Here is a 22,956-nt window from a genome sequence, read left to right on the forward strand (position 1 = left end):
CACGACGTAGAGTGAGTCGCATGTCTATCGGTCATACCCTGCTGGGCCTCCTGGAGTCCGGACCCCGCCATGGCTACGACCTGAAGCGGGCCTTCGACGAGCACTTCGGCCAGGACCGCCCGCTGCACTACGGACAGGTCTACTCGACCATGTCCCGGCTGCTGAAGAACGGCCTGGTGGAGGTGGACGGCGTCGAGGCCGGGGCCGGGCCCGAGCGCAAGCGGTACGCCATCACCGACGCGGGCGTGACCGACGTGGCCCAGTGGCTGCACCGCCCGGAGAAGCCCGAGCCGTACCTGCAGTCCACCCTCTACACCAAGGTGGTGCTCGCCCTGCTGACCGGCCGGGACGCCGCCGAGCTGCTGGACACCCAGCGCACCGAGCATCTGCGGCTGATGCGCGGGCTGACCGAGCGCAAGCGCAAGGGCGACCTCGCCGACCAGCTGATCTGCGACCACGCCCTGTTTCACCTCGAAGCCGATCTGCGCTGGCTGGAGCTGACCGCGGCCCGCCTCGACAAGCTGGCGCAGGCGGTCCGCACATGACGCCGGAGGGCTCGGTCCTCTCCGGCGAAGGACTCCACAAGCACTACGGGCGCACTCCCGCGCTGGACGGCGCGGACTTCTCGGTCCACCCCGGCGAGGTGGTCGCCGTCATGGGTCCCTCCGGCTCCGGCAAGTCCACGCTCCTGCACTGCCTCGCCGGCATCGTCCGCCCCGACTCCGGCACCGTCCACTACGACGGCCGCGAGCTGACCTCCCTGCCGGACGCTGAGCGCAGCGCCCTGCGCCGCACCGACTTCGGCTTCGTCTTCCAGTTCGGCCAGCTCGTCCCCGAACTCACCTGCCTGGAGAACGTCGCCCTCCCCCTCCGGCTCAACGGCGCCAAACGCAAGGCCGCCGAAGCCACCGCCCGCGAATGGCTCACCCGCCTCGAAGTGGACGACCTCGCCCGCCACCGCCCCGGCGAGACCTCCGGCGGCCAGGGCCAGCGCGTGGCCGTGGCCCGCGCACTCGCCGGCCGCCCCCGCGTCCTCTTCGCCGACGAACCCACCGGCGCACTGGACTCCCTCAACGGCGAACGCGTCATGACCCTGCTGACCGACGCCGCCCGCGACACCCACGCCGCCGTCGTCCTCGTCACCCACGAGGCCCGCGTCGCCGCCTACTCCGACCGCGAGATCACCGTCCGCGACGGCCGGGTCAAGGAATTCCTGGCGGGTCTGTGATGGCCCTGCTCGACACGCGGGGCACCGGCAGCCGGTCCGGCCGCGCGCCCCACCGCCCGTCCGGCGGTCCCGCCGCCTGGCTGCGCGATCTCGCCCTGGGCGCCCGGTTCGCGGTCACCGGCGGCCGCGAGGGCTGGTTCCGTACGGCGCTCAGCGCGGTCGGCGTGGGCATCGGCGTCGCGGTGCTGCTGCTCGCCGCCTCGGCCCCCACGCTGCTCAACGCCTGGCACGGGCGGGAGAAGGCCCGCGAGAACCTCGGCCAGCTGCACGAGCCGCGCGCCTCCGACCACACCCTCCGCTACGCCCAGGCCGACACCTCCTTCCACGGCGACGCCGTCCGCGGCCGCCTGGTCAGGCCCGACGGCGCCCACCCGCCCGTACCGCCGGGGCTGCAACGGCTCCCGGGCCCCGGCGAGATGGTGGTCTCCCCCGCCCTGCGCGACCTGCTCGCGAAGCCCGGCAGCGGGCCGCTCCGCGACCGCCTGGACTACAAGGCCGTCGGCACCATCGGCGACGCCGGACTGCTCGGCCCGCAGGAGCTGACGTTCGTCGCGGGGATGGACGACCGGTCGGTGGGCGAGTCGTACCGCATCAGCCGCTTCGGGAAGATCTTCGACCCGCGGCCGCCGAGCACCCGGCTCGTCCTGCTCATCGTCCTGGCGTGCGTGGTCCTGCTGATGCCGGTCATGGTGTTCGTCGGAACCGCCGTGCGCTTCGGCAGCGACCGGCGCGAGGCCCGGCTCGCCGCGCTCCGTCTGGTCGGCGCCGACATCCCCACCACCCGCCGGATCGCCGCGGGCGAGGCGGTGGTCGGCGCCGTGCTCGGCCTGGCCGTGGGGCTGATGGTCTTCCTCGCGGGGCGGCAGGCGGCCGGCGCCGTCACCCTCTGGGACGTCAACGTCTTCCCCGCCGACGTGGTGCCGGCCCCGGCCCTCGCGGCCCTGATCGCCGTACTGGTACCGGCGGTGGCCGTCGGCGTCACGCTGTTCGCGCAGCGCTCGGTGACCGCCGAGCCGCTGGGCGTGGTCCGCGACCGCCCGGCACGGCGGCGGCGCATCGCCTGGCGTCTCGTCCTGCCGCTTACCGGCCTGGGCCTGCTGTCGTCGCTGATCTGGGCGCCGGACCCGGTCTGGTTCCGCGCCGTACGGCTGGGCGTCGGCTCGGCCCTGCTGCTCCTCGGGGTCACCACGCTGCTGCCCTGGCTGGTCGAGGCCGTGGTGGGGCGGCTGCACGGCGGGCCGGTGCCCTGGCAGCTGGCCGTGCGCCGGCTCCAGCTGTCCAGCGCCGCGGCCAACCGGGCCGTCGCCGGCATCACCGTCGCGGTGGCCGGCGCGATCGCCATCCACATGGTCTTCACCACCTACCAGGCCGGCTTCGCGCACGCGTACGCGAAGACCGCGTCCCGCCAGGTGATCGAGCTGAGCGGCAGCGCCGCCGACTGGCGGGGGACCGAGAAGGTGCTGGCCGCGCTGCGCGACACACCGGGCGTGACCTCGGCACACGGCAGTGTCGACGCGCTGGTGGGGCGGCCCGGCGACCGCGGCACCCGGGGCGCCGACGGCTTCGTCAGCTCCGACAGCGCCTTCGTGACCGTCGGCGACTGCGCCGAACTGCGGCGCCTGGCCCGGGTCGGCAGCTGCCGGGACGGCGACGTCTTCGTGACGGAGCCGCGCGGCAGCCACGCCGACCGGGCCGACTTCATCCGTCCCGGCGCCCGGCTGAACCTGAACCCGCCCGGCGGCTACACCACGCCCGGCCCGCCCCGGCCGTGGACCGTCCCGGACTCGGCCCGCCGGGTGACGGCCGTCCAGCGCCCCGGCGAGGAACTGCCCGGCGACCTCCTCGCCACCCCCGGCGCCCTGTCCCCCGCCCTGCTTCAGGCCCCCGAGATGAGGCTGCGCGTCGGGTACGACAAGGCCGGGGAGGCCGCCACGGTGGAGCGCATCCGCACGGCGGCGTTCCGCGCGAACCCGGGGATGCGGGAAATGTCCGCGATCGACAACCCGCACGACCGGCAGTACGCCGGGGTGCGCACCGCGGTGTACGTCGGTGCCGTGGTGGTCCTGCTGCTCATCGGCGCGGGACTGATCGTCTCCACGGTCGAGCAACTGCGCGAGCGGCGACGGCTGCTGTCCGTGCTGGACGCGTACGGCACCCCGCGCTCGACGATGGGCTGGTCGGTGCTGTGGCAGACCGCGATCCCCGTGGTGCTGGGACTGGGGCTGGCGGTCACCGCCGGCGTCGGCCTCGGCACGGTCCTGCTGACCACGAACAAGACCGGCGTCCAGGTGGACTGGCCGGTGGTCGCCGGCCTCGCGGGCAGCGGCGCCGGGCTGATCCTGCTGGTCACCCTGCTGAGCCTGCCGCCGCTGTGGCGCATGATGCGCCCGGACGGACTGCGTACGGAGTGACGGAGCGGGCGGGGGGGGGCGGCCGGCGGGCGCGTCCCCCGGGCGCCCGCCGTCAGGCCGCGATGCGTACCGGCAGCGGCCGCAGGGCCTCGCGCAGCGCCGCGGCGAACTCCTCGAACTCGCGCTGCCGCGCCGCGCCCGTCCGCATCGCCAGGGCGATCCGCCGGGAGGGTGCCGGGTCGTCGAAGTATCCGGTGGTCAGCGCCTCGTTGCGGCCGGTCTCCACGCGCAGCGCGGTACGCGGCAGCAGCGTGACACCCATGCCGCCGGCCACCAGCTGGACGAGAGTGGAGAGCCCGGCCGCGCTCGTCGTCACCGCCGCCCCCTCCTCGCGGCCCGCCTCCCTGCAGATGTCCAGCGCCTGGTCGCGGAGGCAGTGCCCCTCGTCCAGGAGCAGCAGGTCCAGCTCGCGCAGCGCGTCGCGGGGTATGTCGCCCCGGCCGCCGAGCCAGTGGTCCTTGGGCGCGACCAGCACGAAGTCCTCGTCGAAGAGCGGTACTTCGGTGACGCCCGCGACGCCGAGGGGGACGGCGAGCAGCAGCAGGTCCAGCCGGCCGTGCGCGAGCCCGTCCAGCAGCGAGGCGGTCTGCTCCTCGTGCACCTGGAGGTCGAGGTCGGGATAGGTGCTGTGGACGAGATTCAGCACGGCGGGGAGCAGGTACGGCGCGCAGGTCGGGATGACGCCGAGGCGCAGGACGCCGGTGAAGGGCGCGCGGGCCGCCTCGGCCTCCTCCATCAGATCGCCGACCGCCTCCATCACTGTGCGTGCCCGGGCCGCGACCCGCTCACCGGCGGGCGACAGCAGGACCTTGCGGGTCGTACGCTCCAGAAGCTGGACGCCGAGCGCGTCCTCCAGCGCCGAGACCGCACCGGAGAGCGCGGGCTGGCTCATACCGATCTCGGCGGCAGCCTCCCGGAAATGCAGGTGCTCAGCGACCGCGGCGAAGGCGCGGAGCTGCGAGAGCGAGGGCTGCCGGGGACGTCCGGCAGCCGGGGTAGTGGGTGAGGCCACTGATAACCACCTCCGATCAACACCCCCGAGTCTAGCTATTTCCCTGATCAATGCTCACTGTGGCACTGTGGACAGCGTCCAACCCCCAGGAAAGCCCCAAAAGGGATTTCCGACCCTGCAAGGAGTGCGCGTGCTCACTGTCGGTGACAAGTTCCCCGAGTTCGACCTGACTGCCTGTGTCTCGCTGGAGAAGGGCCAGGAGTTCGAGCAGATCAACCACAAGACCTACGAGGGCAAGTGGAAGATCGTCTTCGCGTGGCCCAAGGACTTCACCTTCGTGTGCCCCACCGAGATCGCGGCCTTCGGCAAGCTGAACGAGGAGTTCGCCGACCGTGACGCCCAGATCCTGGGCTTCTCCGGTGACTCCGAGTTCGTGCACCACGCCTGGCGCAAGGACCACCCGGACCTGACCGACCTGCCCTTCCCGATGCTCGCGGACTCCAAGCACGAGCTCATGCGTGACCTGGGCATCGAGGGCGAGGACGGCTTCGCGCAGCGTGCCGTGTTCATCGTGGACCAGAACAACGAGATCCAGTTCACCATGGTCACCGCCGGCTCCGTGGGCCGTAACCCCAAGGAGGTCCTGCGGGTCCTGGACGCCCTGCAGACCGACGAGCTGTGCCCCTGCAACTGGAGCAAGGGCGACGAGACCCTGGACCCGGTCGCGCTGCTCTCGGGCGAGTGAAAGGGAGACTGAACGCACATGGCTCTCGATGACCTGAAGTCCGCCGTTCCGGACTACGCCAAGGACCTCAAGCTGAACCTCGGTTCGGTGATCGGCAACAGCGATCTGCCGCAGCAGCAGCTGTGGGGCACCGTGCTGGCCTGCGCCATCGCGTCGCGCTCGCCGAAGGTGCTGCGCGAGCTGGAGCCGGAGGCCAAGGCCAACCTCTCCGCCGAGGCGTACACCGCCGCCAAGTCCGCCGCCGCCGTCATGGCGATGAACAACGTCTACTACCGGACCCGGCACCTGCTGTCGGACCCGGAGTACGGCAACCTGCGGGCCGGCCTGCGCATGAACGTCATCGGCAACCCCGGTGTCGACAAGGTCGACTTCGAGCTGTGGTCGCTGGCCGTCTCGGCCATCAACGGCTGCGGCATGTGCCTGGACTCGCACGAGCAGGTCCTGCGCAAGGCCGGTGTGGACCGCGAGACGATCCAGGAGGCCTTCAAGATCGCGGCCGTCCTGCAGGCGGTCGGCACCACGCTTGACGCGGAGGCGGCGCTGGCCGCCGAGTAGTACCGGTTGCTGCGGGCCGGCTGACCGGCCCCCGCATCCAAAAGGCCCCCGCGGACATCGCGTCCGCGGGGGCCTTCGCGCGCATGCCGCCCGGGTAACCCGGCGGCCCGCCGTAGAGGCCCGGCCCCGTGGCCGAGCGCGCCACCGTCGTGGCCGGTCGCGCAGTTCCCCGCGCCCCTGAAGGGGCGCGGGGAACTGCGCGAGCGACCAGCGCGGCGGGAGAGCCGGGCTACAAGGGCGGGCCCAACGGCGCCTAGGCGTCGGCGTCCCGGGACGGCATCACGCTCGCGGCCGTCGCGCCGTGTGGTGCCGGGGCCGTGCGGAGGGCCTGTTCGTGCGCGTACGCGCGCAGGTAGGTCGCCACCGTATTCGTGACGGCCACCAGCGGCACCGCGACCACCGCGCCGCCGATGCCCGCGACCAGGCCGCCCGCGGCGACCGCGAGGATCACGGCCAGCGGATGCACCCGCACCGCCCGGCCGAGGATGAAGGGCTGCAGGATGTGGCCCTCGATCTGCTGTACGGCGAGCACGACCACCAGCACCATCAGGGCGGTGAACACGCCCTGGGTCACCAGCGCGACCACGCACGCCAGCGCGCCCGAAACCACCGCGCCGACCAGCGGGATGAAGGCGAACAGGAAGATGAAGACCGCGAGCGGCACGGCCAGCGGCACGTTCAGGAAGTAGAGCCCTATGCCGATGAAGATCGCGTCGATCAGGGCCACGATCACCGTGCCCCGCACATAGGCGGTCAGCGTCCGCCAGGCCCGGGGCCCGGCGCCCGCCACGCCTCCGCGCGCCGCGCTCGGCACCAGCTTCAGCAGCCACTCCCAGATGCGCCGCCCGTCGTACAGCAGGAAGAGCGTGGTGAACATCGCGAGGAGGATGCCGGTGAGCATCTCGATGACGACCGTGACGCCTTCCAGACCGGCGCTGGTGATCTCCTCGGTGTTCGAACCGATGGCGTCCTGGAGGTTCTTCGCGATGTCGTTGATCTGGCCCTCGGTCACATGGAACGGGCTCTTCAGCAGCCAGTCCTTCAGCTCGCTGATGCCGTCCTGCACGCGGCTGGAGACCGAGTCGATGTTGTCCATGACCTGCCAGACCACGAACCAGCCGACCAGGCCCATGATGACGAAGCCGGCGATGAACGTGATCGCCGTCGCCGGCCCCCTCGGCAGCCCCCGGTGCCGGAGCCAGGCCACCGTCGGCTGGAGCAGCGCGGTGATCAGCAGCGCCGCGACGAACGCCAGCACCACGAGCTGGATGCTGGTGATGGCACGCGCCAGTACGTACACGGCGAGGGCCAGTACCAGCAGCCGCCAGCCGGCCTCGGCGGCGACCCGTATCCCCCAGGGCACCGCGTCCACCGGCTCGGGCCGGCGCTGAACGGCGGGTGCGTAGGCGGGCGGCGCGGGCACGGACGCGGCGGGCGGCCGGCCGTCGTCGGCCGTGCTGCCGTTCCCGCCGGCCTTGGCGGCGCCGTCAGCGGACGCTGTGGCGCCGGAAGTGGCTGCTGTGACGTCCGAGGCGGGGAAAGCGGCAGACGGCCCTTCCGCGGGCCCGGTGGCCGCCTCCACGGGCCCGTTGGCCGCTTCCGCGTGGCCGTCGTCGCCGCTCGGCACGGGCCGGCCGGGCACGACGGGCGGCTCCAGCGGCATGGGCGGCACCTCGTGACCGTTCCGCGCGCTGTGCCCCAGCCGCTGATCACCATCTGCGGCCGCGGCCTCCGTGCGCCGGCGCCGTTCTTCGAGGCGCTCGGCCAGCCGCGACAGGCCGGCACCCGCACCGCCGACCCACTGAGGCAGTCTGGACATGTCGCTTCCTCTTCCCCCCTCGTTACGCGTCACTGTCGGAACGACGTTACCCGGGCCCGACGCGCGAAACCCCCGACCCTTGTCCGGTCGGGGGTTTCGCGTCGCTGTACTGCGAGCCGGTCTAGTACCAGCTGTTGGCCTGCCAGAACGACCAGGCGCCGCAGGGGCTGCCGTAGCGGTCGTTCATGTAGCCCAGGCCCCACTTGATCTGGGTCGCCGGGTTGGTCTGCCAGTCGGAGCCGGCCGAGGCCATCTTCGAGCCGGGCAGCGCCTGGACGAGGCCGTAGGCGCCGGACGAGGCGTTGGTCGCACGGTAGTTCCAGCCGGACTCGTGGTCCACGATGTTGCTGAAGCACTGGAACTGGTCCGACGGCATCATCTGCCGGGCCATGGCCTGCGTCTCGGCGACCGAGTACGAGGCCTTGACGGCGATGTCACCGAGGGAGCCGCGCTCGGCGGAGCGGCTGGCGGCCTGCTCCTTCGCCTCCGCGCGCTCCTTCGCCGCCTGCTTCTCGGCAGCGACCTGCTTCTCGGCCGCTTCCTTCTTGTCCTGCGCGCTCTTGGCGGCCGCCTTGCGGGCGTCCTCCTGCGCGGACTTCAGGGCGGCGGCATCCGCCTGGGTGGACTGGTCATCCGCCTGCTGCACGAGGGACGCCGTCTCCACCTGGGCCTGCTGGCCCGCGGGGATGTCGGCGATCGTCGCGTCGGCAGCGGCGGCCTCGGTGTTGGCGACCGAGCCCGGCTGGCTGCCGGACGCGACGCCGACAACGGCGCCGACTGTGGTGACCGCGGTGGCGGAGGCCACGGCGAATCCCCGGACCGAAATCCGGCTCACACGTTTTCCTTCCAGCGTCGACCGCGACGTGACCATCGCGGACGCAATCGTGCCCCTGACGCTGGCCTCCGTATTGCTCCGTCCCCGAAGTGCTGGTGGGGTCGGCTGGTCACAGGAGGCACTGGCCCGGTACGTCCCCCTCGGGGGTCCGCGTGGTGCTCGGGCGGCATACGGCGAACGCTTTTCAGTTCTGTGGTTCTACACCGCTGGGGGTGCTGATGTGCCGTATGCGGGGCCTGACAGGTCCCAGACTCTGCCCGAAGCGGACGCACGGAATCAATTCCGAGCCGGGTGTGAAAGCTCACACCTCGTTTACGCCACAGACTTTCCGGATATCGCCGCGCGCGACAACGCCGCCCGGCTAGGCTCTCTGGCTTCGCCGGACGGCGCAGGTCACACAACGGGTCGGACCCCTCCGACCGCCTCATTCGGGGCGCGGCCCCTATACAGGATCAGATGCGGCCGTCCTCCAGCATTTCGGTCACCAGAGCGGCGATCGGCGAGCGCTCCGAGCGGTTGAGTGTGACGTGCGCGAAGAGCGGATGCCCCTTCAGCTTCTCCACGACGGCGACCACACCGTCGTAGCGCCCGACCCTGAGGTTGTCGCGCTGCGCGACGTCATGGGTGAGCACCACTCGCGAATTCGCCCCGATTCGGGACAGAACGGTCAATAGGACGTTCCGTTCCAGGGACTGCGCCTCGTCGACGATCACGAACGCGTCGTGCAGCGACCGGCCGCGGATGTGGGTGAGCGGCAGCACCTCCAGCATCCCGCGGCCCACCACCTCCTCGATGACGTCGGCGGAGGTCACGGAGGTGAGGGTGTCGAAGACGGCCTGGGCCCACGGGCCCATCTTCTCCGCCTCCGTGCCCGGCAGGTAGCCCAACTCCTGCCCGCCCACGGCGTACAGCGGCCGGAAGACCATCACCTTTCTGTGCTGCCGGCGCTCCAGCACGGCCTCCAGGCCCGCGCACAGCGCCAGTGCCGACTTGCCCGTACCGGCCCGGCCGCCCATCGAGACGATCCCGACCTCCTGGTCGAGCAGCAGGTCCAGCGCGATCCGCTGCTCGGCGCTGCGGCCGTGGATGCCGAACGCCTCCCGGTCGCCGCGCACCAGCCGCACCCGGCCGTCGGCGGTGACCCGGCCCAGCGCCTTGCCACGGTCCGACTGGAGCACCAGGCCGGTGTGGACGGGGAGCTCGGCGGCCTCCGGGACGTACGCGCTCTCCACGGAGAAGAGGTCGTCGACCTGTTCGGCGGTGATCGTCAGCTCCGCCATGCCCGTCCAGCCGGAGTCCGTGATCGCCAGTTCGGCGCGGTACTCCTCCGCCAGCAGGCCGACCGAGGACGCCTTGATGCGCAGCGGCAGGTCCTTGGAGACGACCGTGACGTCGTACCCCTCGGCCTGGAGGTTGCGGGCGACCGCGAGGATGCGCGAGTCGTTGTCCCCGAGCTGGTACCCCGCGGGGAGCACCCCCGGGTCGGAGTGGTTCAGTTCGACCCTCAGTGTGCCGCCGACCTCCCCGATCGGGATGGGGGCGTCCAGGCGGCCGTACCGTACGCGGTAGTCGTCCAGGAGGCGGAGCGCCTGCCGGGCGAAGTAGCCGAGTTCGGGATGGTGCCGCTTGGCTTCCAGTTCCGTGACGACCACTACCGGGAGCACTACTTCGTGCTCCTCGAAGCGGGCCATGGCGCCTGGATCCGCCAGCAGGACGCTGGTGTCGAGGACGTAGGTGCGCCGGTCGGCCTCACGGCGCTGCTTGCTGTTCACCACGGGTGGACGAACCCCCTCGGATGAGGTCGGGGTGCGACGGCGTCGCGGGGGATGGGGCCGGGCTCGGGCCGCGAAGCGCGGGCCGGGCACCGGCCCTCCGCGTCGGACGTGCGGTTCGCACGATCGTCCGTGGTGCGCAACGGGCCTCCCGGGCGGACGGCCCCATGCCGTCCGCTGCGAGCGGCACCCACTGGACCTGGCTTTTCGGGTGCCGTCCTGGAAGGGATATTCCCGGGAACACCTGCGGGCATGCCCCGGCACAGGTCGCACGGCCAGTGAATTCGTGGTTACGGATGAACCGCTGAGCCCATGTGACGCATCGGGCCCGCCCCCTGACAGCCCGTCGCCGCCCCCGAGAGGCCCGCCCCGACTGCTCCGAGAGGGTGTCCTAGACGCCGTACCGCCGGTGCCGGTAGGCGTAGTCGCGCAGGGCCCGCAGGAAATCCACCTTGCGGAAGGCGGGCCAGAAGACCTCGCAGAAGTAGTACTCCGAGTGGGCGCTCTGCCACAGCATGAAGCCGGACAGCCGCTGCTCGCCGCTCGTACGGATCACCAGGTCCGGGTCCGGCTGGCCGCGGGTGTAGAGGTGCTCGGAGATCTTCTCGACGTCGACGCCGTCGGCGATCTCCTCGACGGAGGCACCGCGTCCGGCCTCGTCCAGCAGCAGCGAGCGGACCGCGTCCGCGATCTCCTGCCGGCCGCCGTAGCCGACCGCGACGTTGACGACGATGCCGCCGATGTCGCCGGTGGCCTCCTCGGCCTCCTTCAGCACCCGCTGGGTGCCGGCGGGGAGCAGGTCACGGTTGCCGACGTGGTGCACCCGCCAGCGGCCGTCGGCCGCCAGCCGCCGCACGGTGTTCTCGATGATGCCGAGGAGCGGCTTCAGCTCCTTCTCCGGCCGGTCGAGGTTGTCGGTGGAGAGCATCCACAAGGTGACGACCTGGACGTCGGTCTCCTCGCACCAGCCGAGCATCTCCTCGATCTTCGCCGCGCCCGCCTGGTGCCCCTGCTCGGTGGTCAGGCCGTCGGCACGGGCCCAGCGGCGGTTGCCGTCCAGGATGACGCCGATGTGCTTGGGCACCTGGGAGTGGTCCAGCCGGCGCTCCACCCGGCGTTCGTACAGCTTGTACACGAACTCCCGCACAACAGGGGGATACGGGATACCCATCCCGGAAGATCGCAGCATGTGTGGTCCAGCCCCTCCGTGCCAATTGGCGGTCGCCCCCGTCGCCTCAAGGCCGCAACTTTACTTCTCAGGGGTGGCAATGACCCAATCAGGTGTGTCACAACTCCGTGATAAGGAGTGAAGCATGACAAGCACCTCCGGCTACCTGGCCGACGATTCCCGGTACGACTCCATGGAGTACCGCCGCACCGGCCGCAGCGGTCTGAAACTCCCTGCGATCTCTCTCGGGCTCTGGCACAACTTCGGCGACGACCGCACCCTGTCGTCGCAGCGCGCGATCCTGCGCCGCGCCTTCGACCTGGGCATCACCCACTTCGACCTGGCGAACAACTACGGTCCGCCGCCCGGCTCGGCCGAGCTGAACTTCGGGAAGATCTTCGCGCAGGACTTCCGGCGCTACCGGGACGAAATGATCCTTTCCACGAAGGCCGGATATCTGATGCACCCCGGTCCGTACGGAGAATGGGGATCCCGGAAATACCTGCTCTCGTCGCTGGATGCGTCCCTCGGCCGGATGGGCGTCGATTACGTCGACATCTTCTACTCGCACCGATTCGACCCGGACACTCCCCTTGAGGAGACGATGGGCGCGCTGGCTTCCGCGGTACAGCAGGGCAAGGCCCTGTATGTGGGTGTTTCCTCCTACAACTCCGCGCAGACCCGCGAGGCGGCCCGCATTCTGCGGGAAATGGGCGTGCGCCCGCTGATCCACCAGCCCTCGTACAGCATGATCAACCGCTGGACCGAGGACGACGGGCTGCTGGACACCCTGGAGGCGGCCGGCATGGGCTGCATCTCCTTCGCGCCGCTGGCCCAGGGCATGCTCACCGACAAGTACCTGAACGGCATCCCCGAGGGTTCGCGCGCCTCGCAGGGCAAGTCGCTGGATCCGAAGCTGCTCTCCGAGGACGTCGTACGGCGGCTGCGCGGGCTGAACGACATCGCCGCGCGCCGCGGCCAGTCCCTCGCACAGCTCGCGCTCCAGTGGGTGCTGCGGGATCCGCGGATGACCTCGGCGCTGATCGGGGCGAGCAGCGTGGCGCAGTTGGAGGCGAACGTCGCGGCGCTCGGCGGGGCCGCGCTCACCGACGCCGAGCTGGCCGAGATCGAAGAATTCGCCACCTCGACGGACGGCGTGAACATCTGGGCGCGGCGGTAACCGGCGGCGCTCCGGACCCCGGGAAGAAAAAGCGGGCCGGTCCGTGGGGGGGATACGGACCGGCCCGAGGGGGGGTTCCCACCATAACCCCGCGCGGGGTGTGCTTCGCGCATCAGAGGCGGTCAGCCCGCGCGTCGCAAAGTTGATCAAGGTGTGCGGCGGACACGGAAACGGCCCGCGAATTCATTTAACGATCTTGAATGCATGCCGCTTCGCCCGCTCCATGGCGGGCCCGACGGCTCGAACGATCTTGAACGGCGCGGCACCACGCCCCGCGGCCCCCGCCGCCCAGCCCGCGTGACACACCTCTCGCCGGCCCGGTACGGGTAGCCCGCAGGAGCGACAGCCCGGCGGTCGCGTACTTGACGGCCGGGCGGCGGCGCGGCGGTGGGGCGCAAAGGGAAGCGCTCCGGGCGCGGCGCGGCGCACCCGGAGCGCGAGGCATGACCGGACTTCCCGGCCGGTCGCACCGGACCCCGGTCCTCGTAACGGACTCCCCCGGTCGTCATGCGGTCGTTCCGTCTCGGTCCTCCGCGACCCCCAATCGTCACGTCCTCACGTCCTGCCCTGTCCGGGCAGCACCGCGTCGACGACCCGCACATCAGCTGGTGGCTCGTCACCACGGGCCCCGCGCCCCCCTTCGGGAGGCGGCGGACAGCCCGCGTGATGCGCTTCCAGCTGATCGCGTGCGAGCGGTGCGGAAACGACCATAGGGCACATACCCCCCGTATGTACTATCTTCCCGGCCAACTTCCCTTTTCACGCCGCGCAATTACCCCCGTTGCCACGGGACGGCCCATACGGCACACGGCTGCCCGGGAGCGTCAGGACACGCCGTACGCCCCGAGCAGCAGGCCGAGCAGCGCGCCCAGGGCCATGAAGGGGCCGAACGGCATCGCGGACTTCCGGCCCACCCGCCGCACGATCATCATTCCGATCCCGTAGACCGACCCCAGCACGAAGCCGGCGAAGGCGCCGAGGAAGAGCACGCCCCAGCCGTACCAGCCGAGCGCGGTCCCCAGCGTCAGGGCCAGCTTCACGTCCCCGAAGCCCAGCCCGTCGGGCCGGATCAGGAAGAGCACGAAATACCCGCCCGCGAGCCCGAGCCCGCCGAGCAGCGCGCCGGTCCAGGTCCCGCCGTGGCCGGGCAGCAGGGTCGCGGCCCCGAGGAGCGCGGCGGTGGCCACGGCCGCCGGCAGGGTCAGCACGTCCGGCAGCCGGTGCACGGCCGCGTCGACCGTCCCGAGCAGCACCGCGACCGGCACGAGCAGCAGCCAGACGGCCAGCTCCGGGCGGGGCCCGGCGGCCGCGGCCAGCAGCGCGCAGGCCGCAGCGGCGACGAGGGGCGCAGCGGTACGGGCGGGGCCGTAGGCGCGGCAGGCGGCGGGCGGGCGGCCGACGGGAGCAGGAACGGCGGCGGGGACGAGCGCGGCGGGCGCCACGGCCGGACAGCGGGCGAGGCCCAGCCAGCCGCGCGCCACGCCGGTGATCGGGTGGCCGTCCGGGCACGCCGTGCGCCGGTCCTCCTCGGGCTCGACGGCCAGCCGGTACGCGGCGCGCGGCACGAGCAGCCCGGCCGCGGCCCCGTACGCGGCGGCGAGGGCGATCAGGAGCGGATGCACCCCTCGAACGTACGGCCAGAAACCGTCCCGGTCATGGGCCCTGGGGCCCAACCCTGGGCAACCATGGGCCGCACCGGCCGCTCGCGGCGCGCCACCGCACGCCGCGCCGGTAGCATCCCCGGCCGGCCGGGCGGGGGCCGCGGCGTACGGGAGGGAACACGATGGGCAGATGGCACGACGGCCGGGGGCGGCTGTGGCTCGCGGGCGGGAGCGGGACCGGGAGCGGGGACGAGGCCGGGGGAGCGGCCCCCCGGGCGCCGCTCCCCCTGGAGGTCGCGGCGTCCTACCGTGCGCGCACGCGCGGCCTGCTGGGCCGGGACGGGATCGAGGGGGCCCTGCTGCTGACGCCCGCGAGCAGCGTGCACACCTTCCGCATGCGCTTCGCGATCGACGTCGCGTACCTGGACCGCCGGCTGACCGTCCTCGCCGTCCGCACCATGCGGCCGAACCGGCTGGGCCGCCCCCGGCTGCGCTCCCGGCACGTCCTGGAGGCCGAGGCGGGCGCGATGGCCGCCTGGGGCCTGCGCCCTGGCACCCGCCTGACGGTCGAGACGTGACCGGTGCCGGGGGCTACCGGTGCCGGGAGGTGAGCGGGTGGCCCGCTCTCACCACTTCGCGCGGTCCATCGGGTACGGCAGCTCCTCCAGCGCGCCGGCCTTGCGGAGCAGGCCGTTGACCGCGAGCACATGGTCGGCGTCGGGCGCCGAGCCGTCCGGCCGGCTCAGGTCGAGCACCAGGCCGCCGTGCTCGGTGACCGACCGGCGCCCCGGTACGTCCTCCGGGACCAGTGCGCTGCGCCCGCTGGAGAGGTAGACCGCCCGGCCGCAGCGGGGCGTGGAGTTGTCCAGCTCGTACTCCTTCTCCAGCACGCCGAGGAGGTCGTCGTCGGCGATGTCGCCCCAGTCCGCGTCCCAGGACTCCACGATCGCGGTGAGCACCTCGGGGAGCCGGGCGACCAGCGGGGCCGAATCGTTCAGGTCGGCGGAGCGCACGGTGATGACCGCGGTCTGCGGTGCGAACTGCGGTGTCCCGCCCGCGCCGACGCTGAGGGTGATGATGGGCCGGCCGGGGGCCGCCGCGACCAGGACGGCGGAGTACCCGATCGTGGCGGCGTCGTCCTGCGGGTTGACGCGCTCCAGGTACGAGGTGAACCAGGCCGCGTCGGCGTTCTCGGGCAGCTGCTCGGCCTGCCCGACCGCCTCGGCCCGCCAGCCGGCGAAGTCCTCCGGCGCGATCTTCGCCAGCCGCCTCAGGAGACGCAGCCAGCGCTCGGCGAGCTGGTCGGGGCTCTCCTGCCGCGGCCCCCAGACACCGCCGACCGTCAGATCCAGTGCCATGTGAGCTCCACTCCGGTGTTCCGTATGTTGCCGTTCGTTGCGTCCGGCACGTACGGCAGCCATCAGGCCGGCGCTCGCCCGGTCCGGATGCACGCTGTCATCCGCCCCCCGGCCGCGTCGAGTCCGTCCTGCTCTCTTCTCCACCACCTTCAGGGGATATGTGGTGCGTCTTCACATCGAGGCGCCCGTCACGGACGCCCGTGCCGCGTGCCGCGTGAAGCGGCGTGGTGGCGATCGCGGTCACTCGGCGCGCGGGAAGGAGACCTCCACGCGGCGGTTCTTCTTGCGCCCGTCCTCCGAGTCGTTGCTCGCGACGGGCGCGTCCTCGCCGTAGCCGCGTATCTCGAAGGTGATGGCGCTGCCGTCCAAGTCCTCGTTCAGCTGCTGCTGCACCGCGTCGGCGCGCTCCTTGGACAGCTTCAGCCCGTGTTCGGACGAGCCGAGGTCGTCGGTGTAGCCGGCCACGGTCACGTTGGTGGCCTGCTGCTTCTTGATCTCCTCGGCGATCTGCCGGATCCGGTCGTTCGCCACGTCCGACAGCTTCGCGCTGTCCTTCCCGAACAGCACCTCGGCCTGGAGCTGGAACTTCACATCGGAGTTGGAGTCCTCCCGCTGCTCCGTACCGCGCTCGTCCCCGACGACGGTCTTGATGTCCAGCACCTTGGGCGCGGCGAGCGACTTCCCTTCGGGGAGCTTGAGGTCGGGGTCGTTGACGTCGACCTTGCCGATGAAGACGGAGGGCGCCGGGGGTACGTCGTCGGCGACCGCTGTCGGCACGGCGGCTGCCGAGAACCCCGTGGCCAGCACGGTGGAGAGCAGGAGCGCGGGAGTGCGCTTCCGGTATATCGTCCTCATCGGTCACGCGTCCGTGAGCGCGAGCGAGGCGGACTGGAACGTGGGAATCTGCAGGTCAACCTCGGTGGTGCTCTTCGGCGGGGCCGGGAACTGCATGAAGACCCGGTTCTCCGAGCGGGGCTTGATGCTGGAGAGCCCGAGCGTCGTCAGCGGGCGGTCCTCGGTGTCCCGGAGGGTGTAGTACCGCTTCTTCTCCGCCTTGTCGATCAGCGAAGCGCCACCCAGTGAGCCGCCGCCCGCGCCCTTCTGCAGGGCCAGTTCGGGCCCCGTCCAGAAGTCCGTACCGAAGTACTCGGAGTCGGAGCTGTTCTTGATGACGCCGTTGACCGTGACGAAGCCGCCGGAGTCGCGCGTCGCCGAGGTAACGTCGAGGCTTATCCCGTCCGCACCCTTGAGCGTGGCGATCACCCTGCTGTCGTCGGGCTGCTCCGGCTGCTCGGCCTGTTCCGGCTCTTTCGCCCGGTCCTCGCCCTTCCCGCCCTCGGTGCCTTGGCCGGCGGCAGTGTTGGCACTCCGGTTCCCGTCCTCACCGCACGAGGACAGTGTCAAGGCGAGTGCCGCCGCGAGGGAGGCGGCGGCCACCATCCGTCGCGCCCGGGTGATCTGCCACATACTCATCAACTCGTCCTCTACTCGTCTTCGCGCCGTCAGCCGCGAGCGGGCTCAGTCGGCAAGCCTTACGGCGAACAGGTCCGCGGCGCGCGGGAAGTCAGGACGCGCGGGGCCCGGTTCGTCGGGATCGATGGACCACTCCTGGCCGTCACACATCAGGTACAGGCGCTGGGAGTCGCGGCCCTTGTCCTTGTCCTTGTCGTCCGTGCCGGGTGCCGGATCCGGGTCACCGGTGCCGTCCTCTTCCGGCTCCTCCTCCGGCACCGCGCACTTCGGCTCGATGACCGCCGTGGCCTTCGCCTCCGACTGCTCGTTCTCGGTGCCCGGGATGACCGAGGCACCCATGCCGCCGGTGGTGCGCACCTGGACGGTGAAACCCTGCCGCTGGTCGCTGAGTTGCCGGCAGCCGCCGCCCGCCACCTGGGCTTCGTTGTGCGCGGCGAAGCTGCCGGCCGCCACGCAGGCGCGGGCCGCGTCGTACACCTCGCCGCGGAGGAACACGGCCCAGTCGGCGGGCTCGTGGAGGGAGGCGAGCAGACCGTCGCGCAGCTGCTCGCGGGCGTCCTGTGCGGCCCCGAGCGCCGCCGCGTCGGCCGCGGACTGGGCGCCGTTCCTGGAAGCCGCCGCCTGGCCTACGGCGAAGTAGGCGAAGGCAAGAAAAAGCAGGCCCGCCACCACCGTGATGTAGATGGGGAGGGCCTGCCCGGAATCGCCGAAGTCACGGCGCGTCCGCGCCGCGGCATCGGTCAGCCGCCGGTCTTCACGCTGCTGATAGCTTCCTTGATCTTCGTTTTGATCGTGGTGCCGATGTCCGTGAACCCGGCGATCGCCGCCATGATCGCCACGACCACCACGATCATGCCGATGTACTCCACCGCGGTCTGCCCCTTCGAGCGTTCGCGGCCGTACATCCGCTCGATGCAGGCGTCCCGCCAGGACCCGATGCGCACCTGGGTGGCGGTCGTGGCCTTCAGCATCCGCTGGTTCATGGTGGTGTTCCCCTCCGGGTTCGGCCGGCCGGCAGCCGGCCCGCGCGCAAGCGTTCACGCCGACCGTCGTGACGGCCGCCGCGTCCGCGCGGCCGGTACCGCCGGCGTCCCGGGAAACGTACGCCGGGAACACCCCGCCCGGCATGGGCCCCCGGGCCCAATCGCGGGCCCAAACCCCCTTCAGGGCCCAAATCCGGGCCCAATTCCGGGCCCAGCCCCGACCCCGGCCCTGGGCCCGCATCCCGGCGCGGGACGTGCCGCGCACCCGGTGTGCCGGGCGGGCCCTTCCCTCTTCAGCCATGGCTCTGCGTTTCCCCTCGGGCGGTGCCGAGCCAGACGGCGATGGCCTGGCTGCGGCTGGTGGCCGGCAGCTTGGTGAAGATCCGGTTGATGTGGTTCTTCACGGTCTTCTCGCTGATGAAGCACGTGGCGGCGATCTGCGCGTTGGTCATGCCTGCCGCGATCAGTTCCATCACCTCCGCCTCGCGATGGCTCAGCCCGAACCGGTCCGTACCGTTTCCCCGCGGTGTCAGCGGGGCACGGCCCCCACCGTCCCGCTGTGCGGGGACCACCGGGGCCGCGCCGTACGGCCCAGTCGCAGACTGTGCCATACCGGCTTGCGGTTGCGAAGTGGTTTGCGAGGGTCGCGATGAATTCGAGACCGAGTACGCCCCGCAATACTGCGGACTTGCTCCACTCGCGGGGCCATTCTGACCGGAATTGCCATTTGCAGGAGCAGCGCGTTCTTCCGGTGTCGCCCGGCGTTGGCCGGAAGGTGAACCCCCGGCTCCTTGGCCGGTTCCGTACGCCGCGCGGCCCGGATCGTCCGTTCCGTACGGCGCATCGCCCGTTCCGTACCGCGTCTCGCCCGTGCCGTCCGCTCCGTACGCCGACCCCAGGCCCTCCGGGAGGGGCCCGTACGAGGCGTCCGGTGCGGGCGGGGCCGCGCGGACGTGGGCCAGCAGGGCGTTGCAGGCCGTGGCGGTGAAGCGGGCGCGGCCCGCGGTGATGTCCCGTACGGCGGCGGCCAGTTCGTCGGCGGTGAACTCGCCGTGTACGAGGTAGCCGCCCGCGCCGAGCCGCAGCGACTCCCGCACGATGTCGCTCTCCCGGCTGTAGGTCAGCATCATCACGGGCGCCAGCCGGGCGAGGTGGGGCAGGGCGGAGATGCCGTCGACGCCGGGCATGCGGACGTCGAGCAGGATGACGTCGGGGCGGTGCAGCCGCGCCTCCTCGTACGCCTGCCGGCCGTCGGCGGCCTCCGCCACGACCTGGATGTCGGGGCGCCCGGAGAGCAGGACGGTGAGCCCGGCGCGTACGACGGGGTTGTCGTCCGCGACGACCACCCGCAGCGGCGGGCCCGGTTCGGGCGCGTGGCCGCCGGGCACGGCGAAGGGGTCGGCCGGCGCGGCGGCGGAGGGGGCCGCCGGTAAGGGCGAGGCGCCGCCCTCCCCGCCGAAAGCTGAAGAGCCGTCGAAGGGTGAGGGATCGTCGAAGACCGAGGGGTCATCGAGGACGAACGGGTCCTCGAAGACGAAGGAGTCGCCGACGAGGGCGAAGGGGTCGGTGGCGGGCGCTCCGCCCGACTCACGGAATTCCGGCATGGCGCGGCCTCCTCTCACGGCCTGGCGGGGGGACGGGTCGGTTGGTCGGGTGCGGGTGTGAACGGCGGTATGAGCGGCTTGGGCACCACCGCCGCCAGCGGCAGCTCCACCCGGACCTCGGTGCCCCGGGTGGCGCGGCCGCGGCCGATGCGGATGCGGGCGCCGATGCCGGCCGCCCGTTCCACCATGCCGACCAGGCCGAAGTGGCCGGCCCTGCGGAGGCCGTCCAGGGTCGTACCGGGCGGCAGACCGCAGCCGTCGTCGTACACGCTGATGCGGAGGCTGCTCTCGACCACGCCCGCCGCGACGTCCAGGCGGCTGGGGGCCGCGTGCCGGCGGGCGTTGTCCATGGCCTCGGTGGCGATGGTGAGGAGCTGGCGGGCGATGGCGTGCGGGACCTGGGGCGCGGGGCCGTCGCCGAGCGGGCGGTAGCAGGCGGGGATGTCGGCGCGGCGGGCGAAGTCGGCGACCTTGGCGGAGAGTTCCCCCGCTACGTCGACACCGCCGCACAGGCCGGTCTCGCGCCGCAGGTCGGAGAGGAGTTCGCGGGACTCGGCCGCGGCCCGGCGGGCGGCGCGGGAGACCAGTTCCGCCCGGCGCTTGACGGTCGTGGGGTCCGTACGGTCGGCGGAGCCGGCCAGCCCGTCGGCGGCCATCGCCAGGCCGTGCAGGGTCTTGGCGACCGAGTCGTGCATCTCGCGTGCGAGGCGGGCGCGTTCGGACTCGACGGCCTCGTGGACGGCGAGCCGGGAGCGGGTCTCGGTGAGCGCCTGGCTCGCGGCGCCGAAGCGCAGCATCAGATTGCGGAGGGTGACGCCGGCCGCGCCGGCCACGACGCAGACGCCGGGCAGGAACGTCGAGCCGGCCAGGGTCACTTCGAGGTCGGCGTCGCCCACGTACGCCAGCAGGACGATGCACACGGTGAGGGACGCGAAGACGCCCGCGCCGCGCCAGCCGTAGGCCAGACCGGCCAGCAGCGGCGTGCACATCGTGACGTAGCTGAGCGGGCTGGCGGGCGAGGCCGTGAAGAGCAGCAGGGCGCCGAAGGCGGCGTCCACCGCGAGCAGGACGGGGTGGTGCAGCAGCAGTGGTCCGAACCGTTCCCAGTCGCGGAAGAGCAGGTACGAGGCCATGAAGGTGAACAGCACGGCGGAGCAGATCAGGACGGTGGGCCAGCCCCGCTTGGTCCCGAGGATGGCGAAGGGCGCCGCGAGGGCGATCATCGCGAGCCGGAAGCCGAAGACCTGCCGGCACAGTGCCTGGAGGGCGCTCAGCTGAAGCCGGAGGGTCGGCTCCTCGGGCGGCGGTGCCGTGCCCTCCGGGCCGTGCGGCGGCAGCGGGCCGCCGGCGGTGATGGGCGCGGCGGCTCCCCGCCGGAACACCACGCGCCGCCGGTCCCGCCGCACAGCCCCGCTCCTCACCCCAGGAGCCCCGATCCCAGGAACATGCCGGCGCCGATCAGCAGGATGGTGGCCGGGACCATGACCATGGTGATCGTGGTGGTGGCCTTCGGCACCGCCCTGGCCGCCTTGCGGCGGGCGTTCTGGGCGTCCGTGCGCCGCATGTCGTTGGCGATGGCGATGAGCGTGTCGACGATCGGGGCGCCCAGCTCCTCGCCCTGCTGGAGGGCGGTGACGAACATGGCCACCTGCTCGGAGTCGTTGCGCCTGCGCAGTTCCTCGAAGGCCTGGCGGCGGCTGACGCCCATGTCCATCTGGCGCAGGGTGATGCGGAGTTCGTCGGACCAGGGACCCTGGTACTTCTCGGCGGTGCGGTCCAGCGCCTGGCGGAAGCCGAGCCCGGCGGAGACCACGACGGCGAGGACGTCGAGGAAGTCGGGGAGGGTGCGCTCGATGGACTCCTTGCGCTGCCGGATCGCGGCCCAGAGGGAGACCTCGACCCAGCAGGCGGCGAACGCGATCATGAGGAGGGCGAGGATCACCTGGCCGTTGGCGGCCATGGCGAGGGCGCCGAGCGCGCCGGTGACGCCGTAGACGAAGCGGCGGGCCGCGTACCGGTCGACGGTGAGCCCGCCGGGGTTGCCCGCCATGTCGATGCGCTTGCGCAGCCGGTCGACGCGCTTGGGGCCCATCAGGCGCAGTACGGCCGGCGCGTACCGCATGCCGAGCCGGTCGATGGCCGAGCCCGCCGCGCTGGTGCGGGAGGAGCCGACCTCCAGGGCGACCACGAGGTCGCCGGGCAGCTTGGCCTCGGAGCGGTACAGCCGCCAGCCGTACACGGCGCCGAGGACGGACAGGCCGAGGAGGAGGGCGAAGAGGAGTCCCATGGTGCGGCCTCTCAGACGTCGATCTTGCCGAGCCGGCGGACGAGGAAGAAGCCCAGCGCGTACAGGGCGAGCGCGACGAGGATCGCGCCCTGGCCCAGGACACTGCCGGTGATCTTGTCCAGCGCTCCGGGCCAGATGTTGTTCATGACCAGCAGCGCGCCCAGGCCCATCAGCGGCACGATGTAGCCGGTGGCGGTGACCTGCGACAGCTGGGTACGGACCTCGCGGCGGGTCTCCTTGCGCTCCTCCAGGGTCTCGGTGAGGTTGCGCAGCGAGCTGACGACCGTGCCGCCGGCCCGGTTGGAGAGCACCAGCGTGGTGACCAGGACGACCAGTTCGCGGGAGGGCAGCCGCTCGGCGAGCGCGCCGAGCGCGTCCTCCACGGAGTGGCCGATGGCGAGCTGGTCGGCGACCTTGCCCAGCTCCTCGCCGGCCGGGGCCTCCAGCTCCTCGGCGGCCATGGCCAGTGCGGTACGGAGCGCCAGTCCGGCCTGGGTGGCGTTGGCGAGGACGCGGGAGAGCTCGGGGAGCTGGTTGATGAACCGCTCGGTGCGCTTCTGGCGCTGCCAGCCGAGGTACGCGAAAGCTCCCCACAGCCCCGTCGCGCCGGCGATCGGCCCGAAGAACGGGGCGAGCAGCACACTGGCGAGGAGCCACAGGCCGAGGACCGCGGCGACCATGGCGACGAAGAACGCGCCGGGCGTGATGTCCAGCCCGGTGGCGGCGAGCCGGGTCTCCAGCCGCTTGCCGAACCGTGTCCGGCGCAGCCTGCGGTCCAGGCCGTGGAAGGCACGGCGGTGGCCCGGCGCGCGCGGCTGCCCCGACCGGTCGAGCCGGTCGACCAGCGCGGCGTGCTGCGCGCGGCCCGAGGCGGCGGCGTGTACGCCGAGGACGGCGAGCAGGCAGCACACCAGCGTGGCGCCGATGGTCAGGAGCGCGAGGTTGTCCATGGCGGCGGGGGATCCTCCGGGAAGGGGGCGGGGGC

The 22,956-nt window shown here is 72.2% G+C and carries 22 protein-coding genes; 7 read left to right on the forward strand and 15 right to left on the reverse strand.

Features of this window, described 5'->3' with window-relative positions:
* Positions 1-20: 20 nt before the first annotated feature.
* The 3 genes from ACIGQF_RS34820 to ACIGQF_RS34830 are packed head-to-tail and all read left to right on the forward strand — an operon-like array spanning position 21 to position 3,639.
* The gene (locus ACIGQF_RS34820) at positions 21-545 is read left to right on the forward strand and encodes a PadR family transcriptional regulator (protein WP_399718908.1); all 525 of its coding nucleotides are present in this window, start codon (positions 21-23) and stop codon (positions 543-545) included.
* Positions 542-1,228: an ABC transporter ATP-binding protein gene (locus tag ACIGQF_RS34825; protein ID WP_399718911.1), complete on the forward strand. Its 687-nt coding sequence runs from the start codon at positions 542-544 to the stop codon at positions 1,226-1,228. The genes ACIGQF_RS34820 and ACIGQF_RS34825 overlap by 4 nt, the downstream gene beginning before the upstream one ends.
* Positions 1,228-3,639: an ABC transporter permease gene (locus ACIGQF_RS34830; RefSeq protein WP_399718914.1), complete on the forward strand. Its 2,412-nt coding sequence runs from the start codon at positions 1,228-1,230 to the stop codon at positions 3,637-3,639. Before ACIGQF_RS34825 ends, ACIGQF_RS34830 begins: the two co-directional genes overlap by 1 nt.
* A 52-nt stretch (positions 3,640-3,691) precedes the next feature.
* Here the strand turns inward: ACIGQF_RS34830 and ACIGQF_RS34835 are convergent, their stop codons facing one another.
* Positions 3,692-4,651, reverse strand: coding sequence for a LysR substrate-binding domain-containing protein (locus tag ACIGQF_RS34835; protein WP_399718916.1), 960 nt, complete (start codon positions 4,649-4,651; stop codon positions 3,692-3,694).
* A gap of 130 nt (positions 4,652-4,781) precedes the next feature.
* Here ACIGQF_RS34835 and ACIGQF_RS34840 point away from each other — a divergent pair, with 130 nt between their 5' ends.
* Both ACIGQF_RS34840 and ACIGQF_RS34845 read left to right on the forward strand, forming a co-directional pair.
* On the forward strand, positions 4,782-5,336 hold the full coding sequence (locus tag ACIGQF_RS34840) for a peroxiredoxin (protein ID WP_399718918.1): 555 nt from the start codon (positions 4,782-4,784) through the stop codon (positions 5,334-5,336).
* Between the two features lie 18 nt (positions 5,337-5,354).
* On the forward strand, positions 5,355-5,891 hold the full coding sequence (locus ACIGQF_RS34845; protein ID WP_399718920.1) for an alkyl hydroperoxide reductase: 537 nt from the start codon (positions 5,355-5,357) through the stop codon (positions 5,889-5,891).
* Positions 5,892-6,144: 253 nt separating this feature from the next.
* Here the strand turns inward: ACIGQF_RS34845 and ACIGQF_RS34850 are convergent, their stop codons facing one another.
* The 4 genes from ACIGQF_RS34850 to ACIGQF_RS34865 all read right to left on the reverse strand — a co-directional run bounded on the left by ACIGQF_RS34850 (position 6,145) and on the right by ACIGQF_RS34865 (position 11,488).
* Positions 6,145-7,710: an AI-2E family transporter gene (locus ACIGQF_RS34850; RefSeq protein WP_399718922.1), complete on the reverse strand. Its 1,566-nt coding sequence runs from the start codon at positions 7,708-7,710 to the stop codon at positions 6,145-6,147.
* A gap of 121 nt (positions 7,711-7,831) precedes the next feature.
* Positions 7,832-8,545 (reverse strand): transglycosylase SLT domain-containing protein, encoded by a 714-nt coding sequence (locus tag ACIGQF_RS34855; RefSeq protein ID WP_399718925.1) that lies wholly within the window; start codon positions 8,543-8,545, stop codon positions 7,832-7,834.
* 452 nt (positions 8,546-8,997) lie between these two features.
* On the reverse strand, positions 8,998-10,320 hold the full coding sequence (locus ACIGQF_RS34860) for a PhoH family protein (RefSeq protein ID WP_399718928.1): 1,323 nt from the start codon (positions 10,318-10,320) through the stop codon (positions 8,998-9,000).
* Positions 10,321-10,708: 388 nt separating this feature from the next.
* Entirely contained in the window at positions 10,709-11,488 is a 780-nt protein-coding gene (locus ACIGQF_RS34865; protein WP_361566830.1) for an isoprenyl transferase, read from the reverse strand.
* Positions 11,489-11,630: 142 nt separating this feature from the next.
* Between ACIGQF_RS34865 and mgrA the strand changes: the two genes are divergently transcribed.
* The gene (mgrA, locus tag ACIGQF_RS34870) at positions 11,631-12,665 is read left to right on the forward strand and encodes an L-glyceraldehyde 3-phosphate reductase (protein ID WP_399718931.1); all 1,035 of its coding nucleotides are present in this window, start codon (positions 11,631-11,633) and stop codon (positions 12,663-12,665) included.
* 824 nt (positions 12,666-13,489) lie between these two features.
* Here mgrA and ACIGQF_RS34875 read toward each other — a convergent pair.
* Entirely contained in the window at positions 13,490-14,287 is a 798-nt protein-coding gene (locus ACIGQF_RS34875; RefSeq protein ID WP_399718934.1) for a prepilin peptidase, read from the reverse strand.
* Between the two features lie 161 nt (positions 14,288-14,448).
* On the opposite strand from ACIGQF_RS34875, the gene ACIGQF_RS34880 reads away from it, so the two are divergent.
* Complete coding sequence (locus ACIGQF_RS34880; protein ID WP_399718937.1) at positions 14,449-14,844, forward strand: DUF192 domain-containing protein; 396 nt, start codon at positions 14,449-14,451, stop codon at positions 14,842-14,844.
* 48 nt (positions 14,845-14,892) lie between these two features.
* On the opposite strand, the gene ACIGQF_RS34885 is transcribed toward ACIGQF_RS34880, so the two are convergent.
* The 9 genes from ACIGQF_RS34885 to ACIGQF_RS34925 all read right to left on the reverse strand — a co-directional run bounded on the left by ACIGQF_RS34885 (position 14,893) and on the right by ACIGQF_RS34925 (position 22,921).
* Positions 14,893-15,624 carry an Imm52 family immunity protein gene (locus tag ACIGQF_RS34885; protein WP_399718941.1) on the reverse strand — a complete coding sequence of 244 codons (732 nt, stop codon included), beginning with the start codon at positions 15,622-15,624 and terminating at the stop codon, positions 14,893-14,895.
* Positions 15,625-15,864: 240 nt separating this feature from the next.
* The gene (locus ACIGQF_RS34890; RefSeq protein ID WP_399718944.1) at positions 15,865-16,479 is read right to left on the reverse strand and encodes an OmpA family protein; all 615 of its coding nucleotides are present in this window, start codon (positions 16,477-16,479) and stop codon (positions 15,865-15,867) included.
* Between the two features lie 3 nt (positions 16,480-16,482).
* Positions 16,483-17,097, reverse strand: a complete 615-nt coding sequence (locus ACIGQF_RS34895; RefSeq protein ID WP_399718947.1) for a hypothetical protein — start codon at positions 17,095-17,097, stop codon at positions 16,483-16,485.
* A gap of 45 nt (positions 17,098-17,142) precedes the next feature.
* Positions 17,143-17,841 (reverse strand): pilus assembly protein TadG-related protein, encoded by a 699-nt coding sequence (locus tag ACIGQF_RS34900; RefSeq protein ID WP_399719086.1) that lies wholly within the window; start codon positions 17,839-17,841, stop codon positions 17,143-17,145.
* Positions 17,838-18,080, reverse strand: coding sequence for a Flp family type IVb pilin (locus ACIGQF_RS34905; RefSeq protein ID WP_399719102.1), 243 nt, complete (start codon positions 18,078-18,080; stop codon positions 17,838-17,840). The genes ACIGQF_RS34900 and ACIGQF_RS34905 overlap by 4 nt, the downstream gene beginning before the upstream one ends.
* Positions 18,081-18,373: 293 nt before the next feature.
* The gene (locus ACIGQF_RS34910) at positions 18,374-19,684 is read right to left on the reverse strand and encodes a response regulator (protein ID WP_399718950.1); all 1,311 of its coding nucleotides are present in this window, start codon (positions 19,682-19,684) and stop codon (positions 18,374-18,376) included.
* Between the two features lie 14 nt (positions 19,685-19,698).
* Positions 19,699-21,021, reverse strand: a complete 1,323-nt coding sequence (locus ACIGQF_RS34915) for a sensor histidine kinase (protein WP_399719089.1) — start codon at positions 21,019-21,021, stop codon at positions 19,699-19,701.
* Between the two features lie 80 nt (positions 21,022-21,101).
* Positions 21,102-21,971, reverse strand: coding sequence for a DUF5936 domain-containing protein (locus ACIGQF_RS34920; protein WP_399718953.1), 870 nt, complete (start codon positions 21,969-21,971; stop codon positions 21,102-21,104).
* Positions 21,972-21,982: 11 nt separating this feature from the next.
* Entirely contained in the window at positions 21,983-22,921 is a 939-nt protein-coding gene (locus ACIGQF_RS34925; protein ID WP_399718956.1) for a type II secretion system F family protein, read from the reverse strand.
* Positions 22,922-22,956 lie beyond the last annotated feature (35 nt).

The organism is Streptomyces sp. NPDC053560 (genome assembly GCF_044544605.1).
GTDB lineage: Bacteria > Actinomycetota > Actinomycetes > Streptomycetales > Streptomycetaceae > Streptomyces.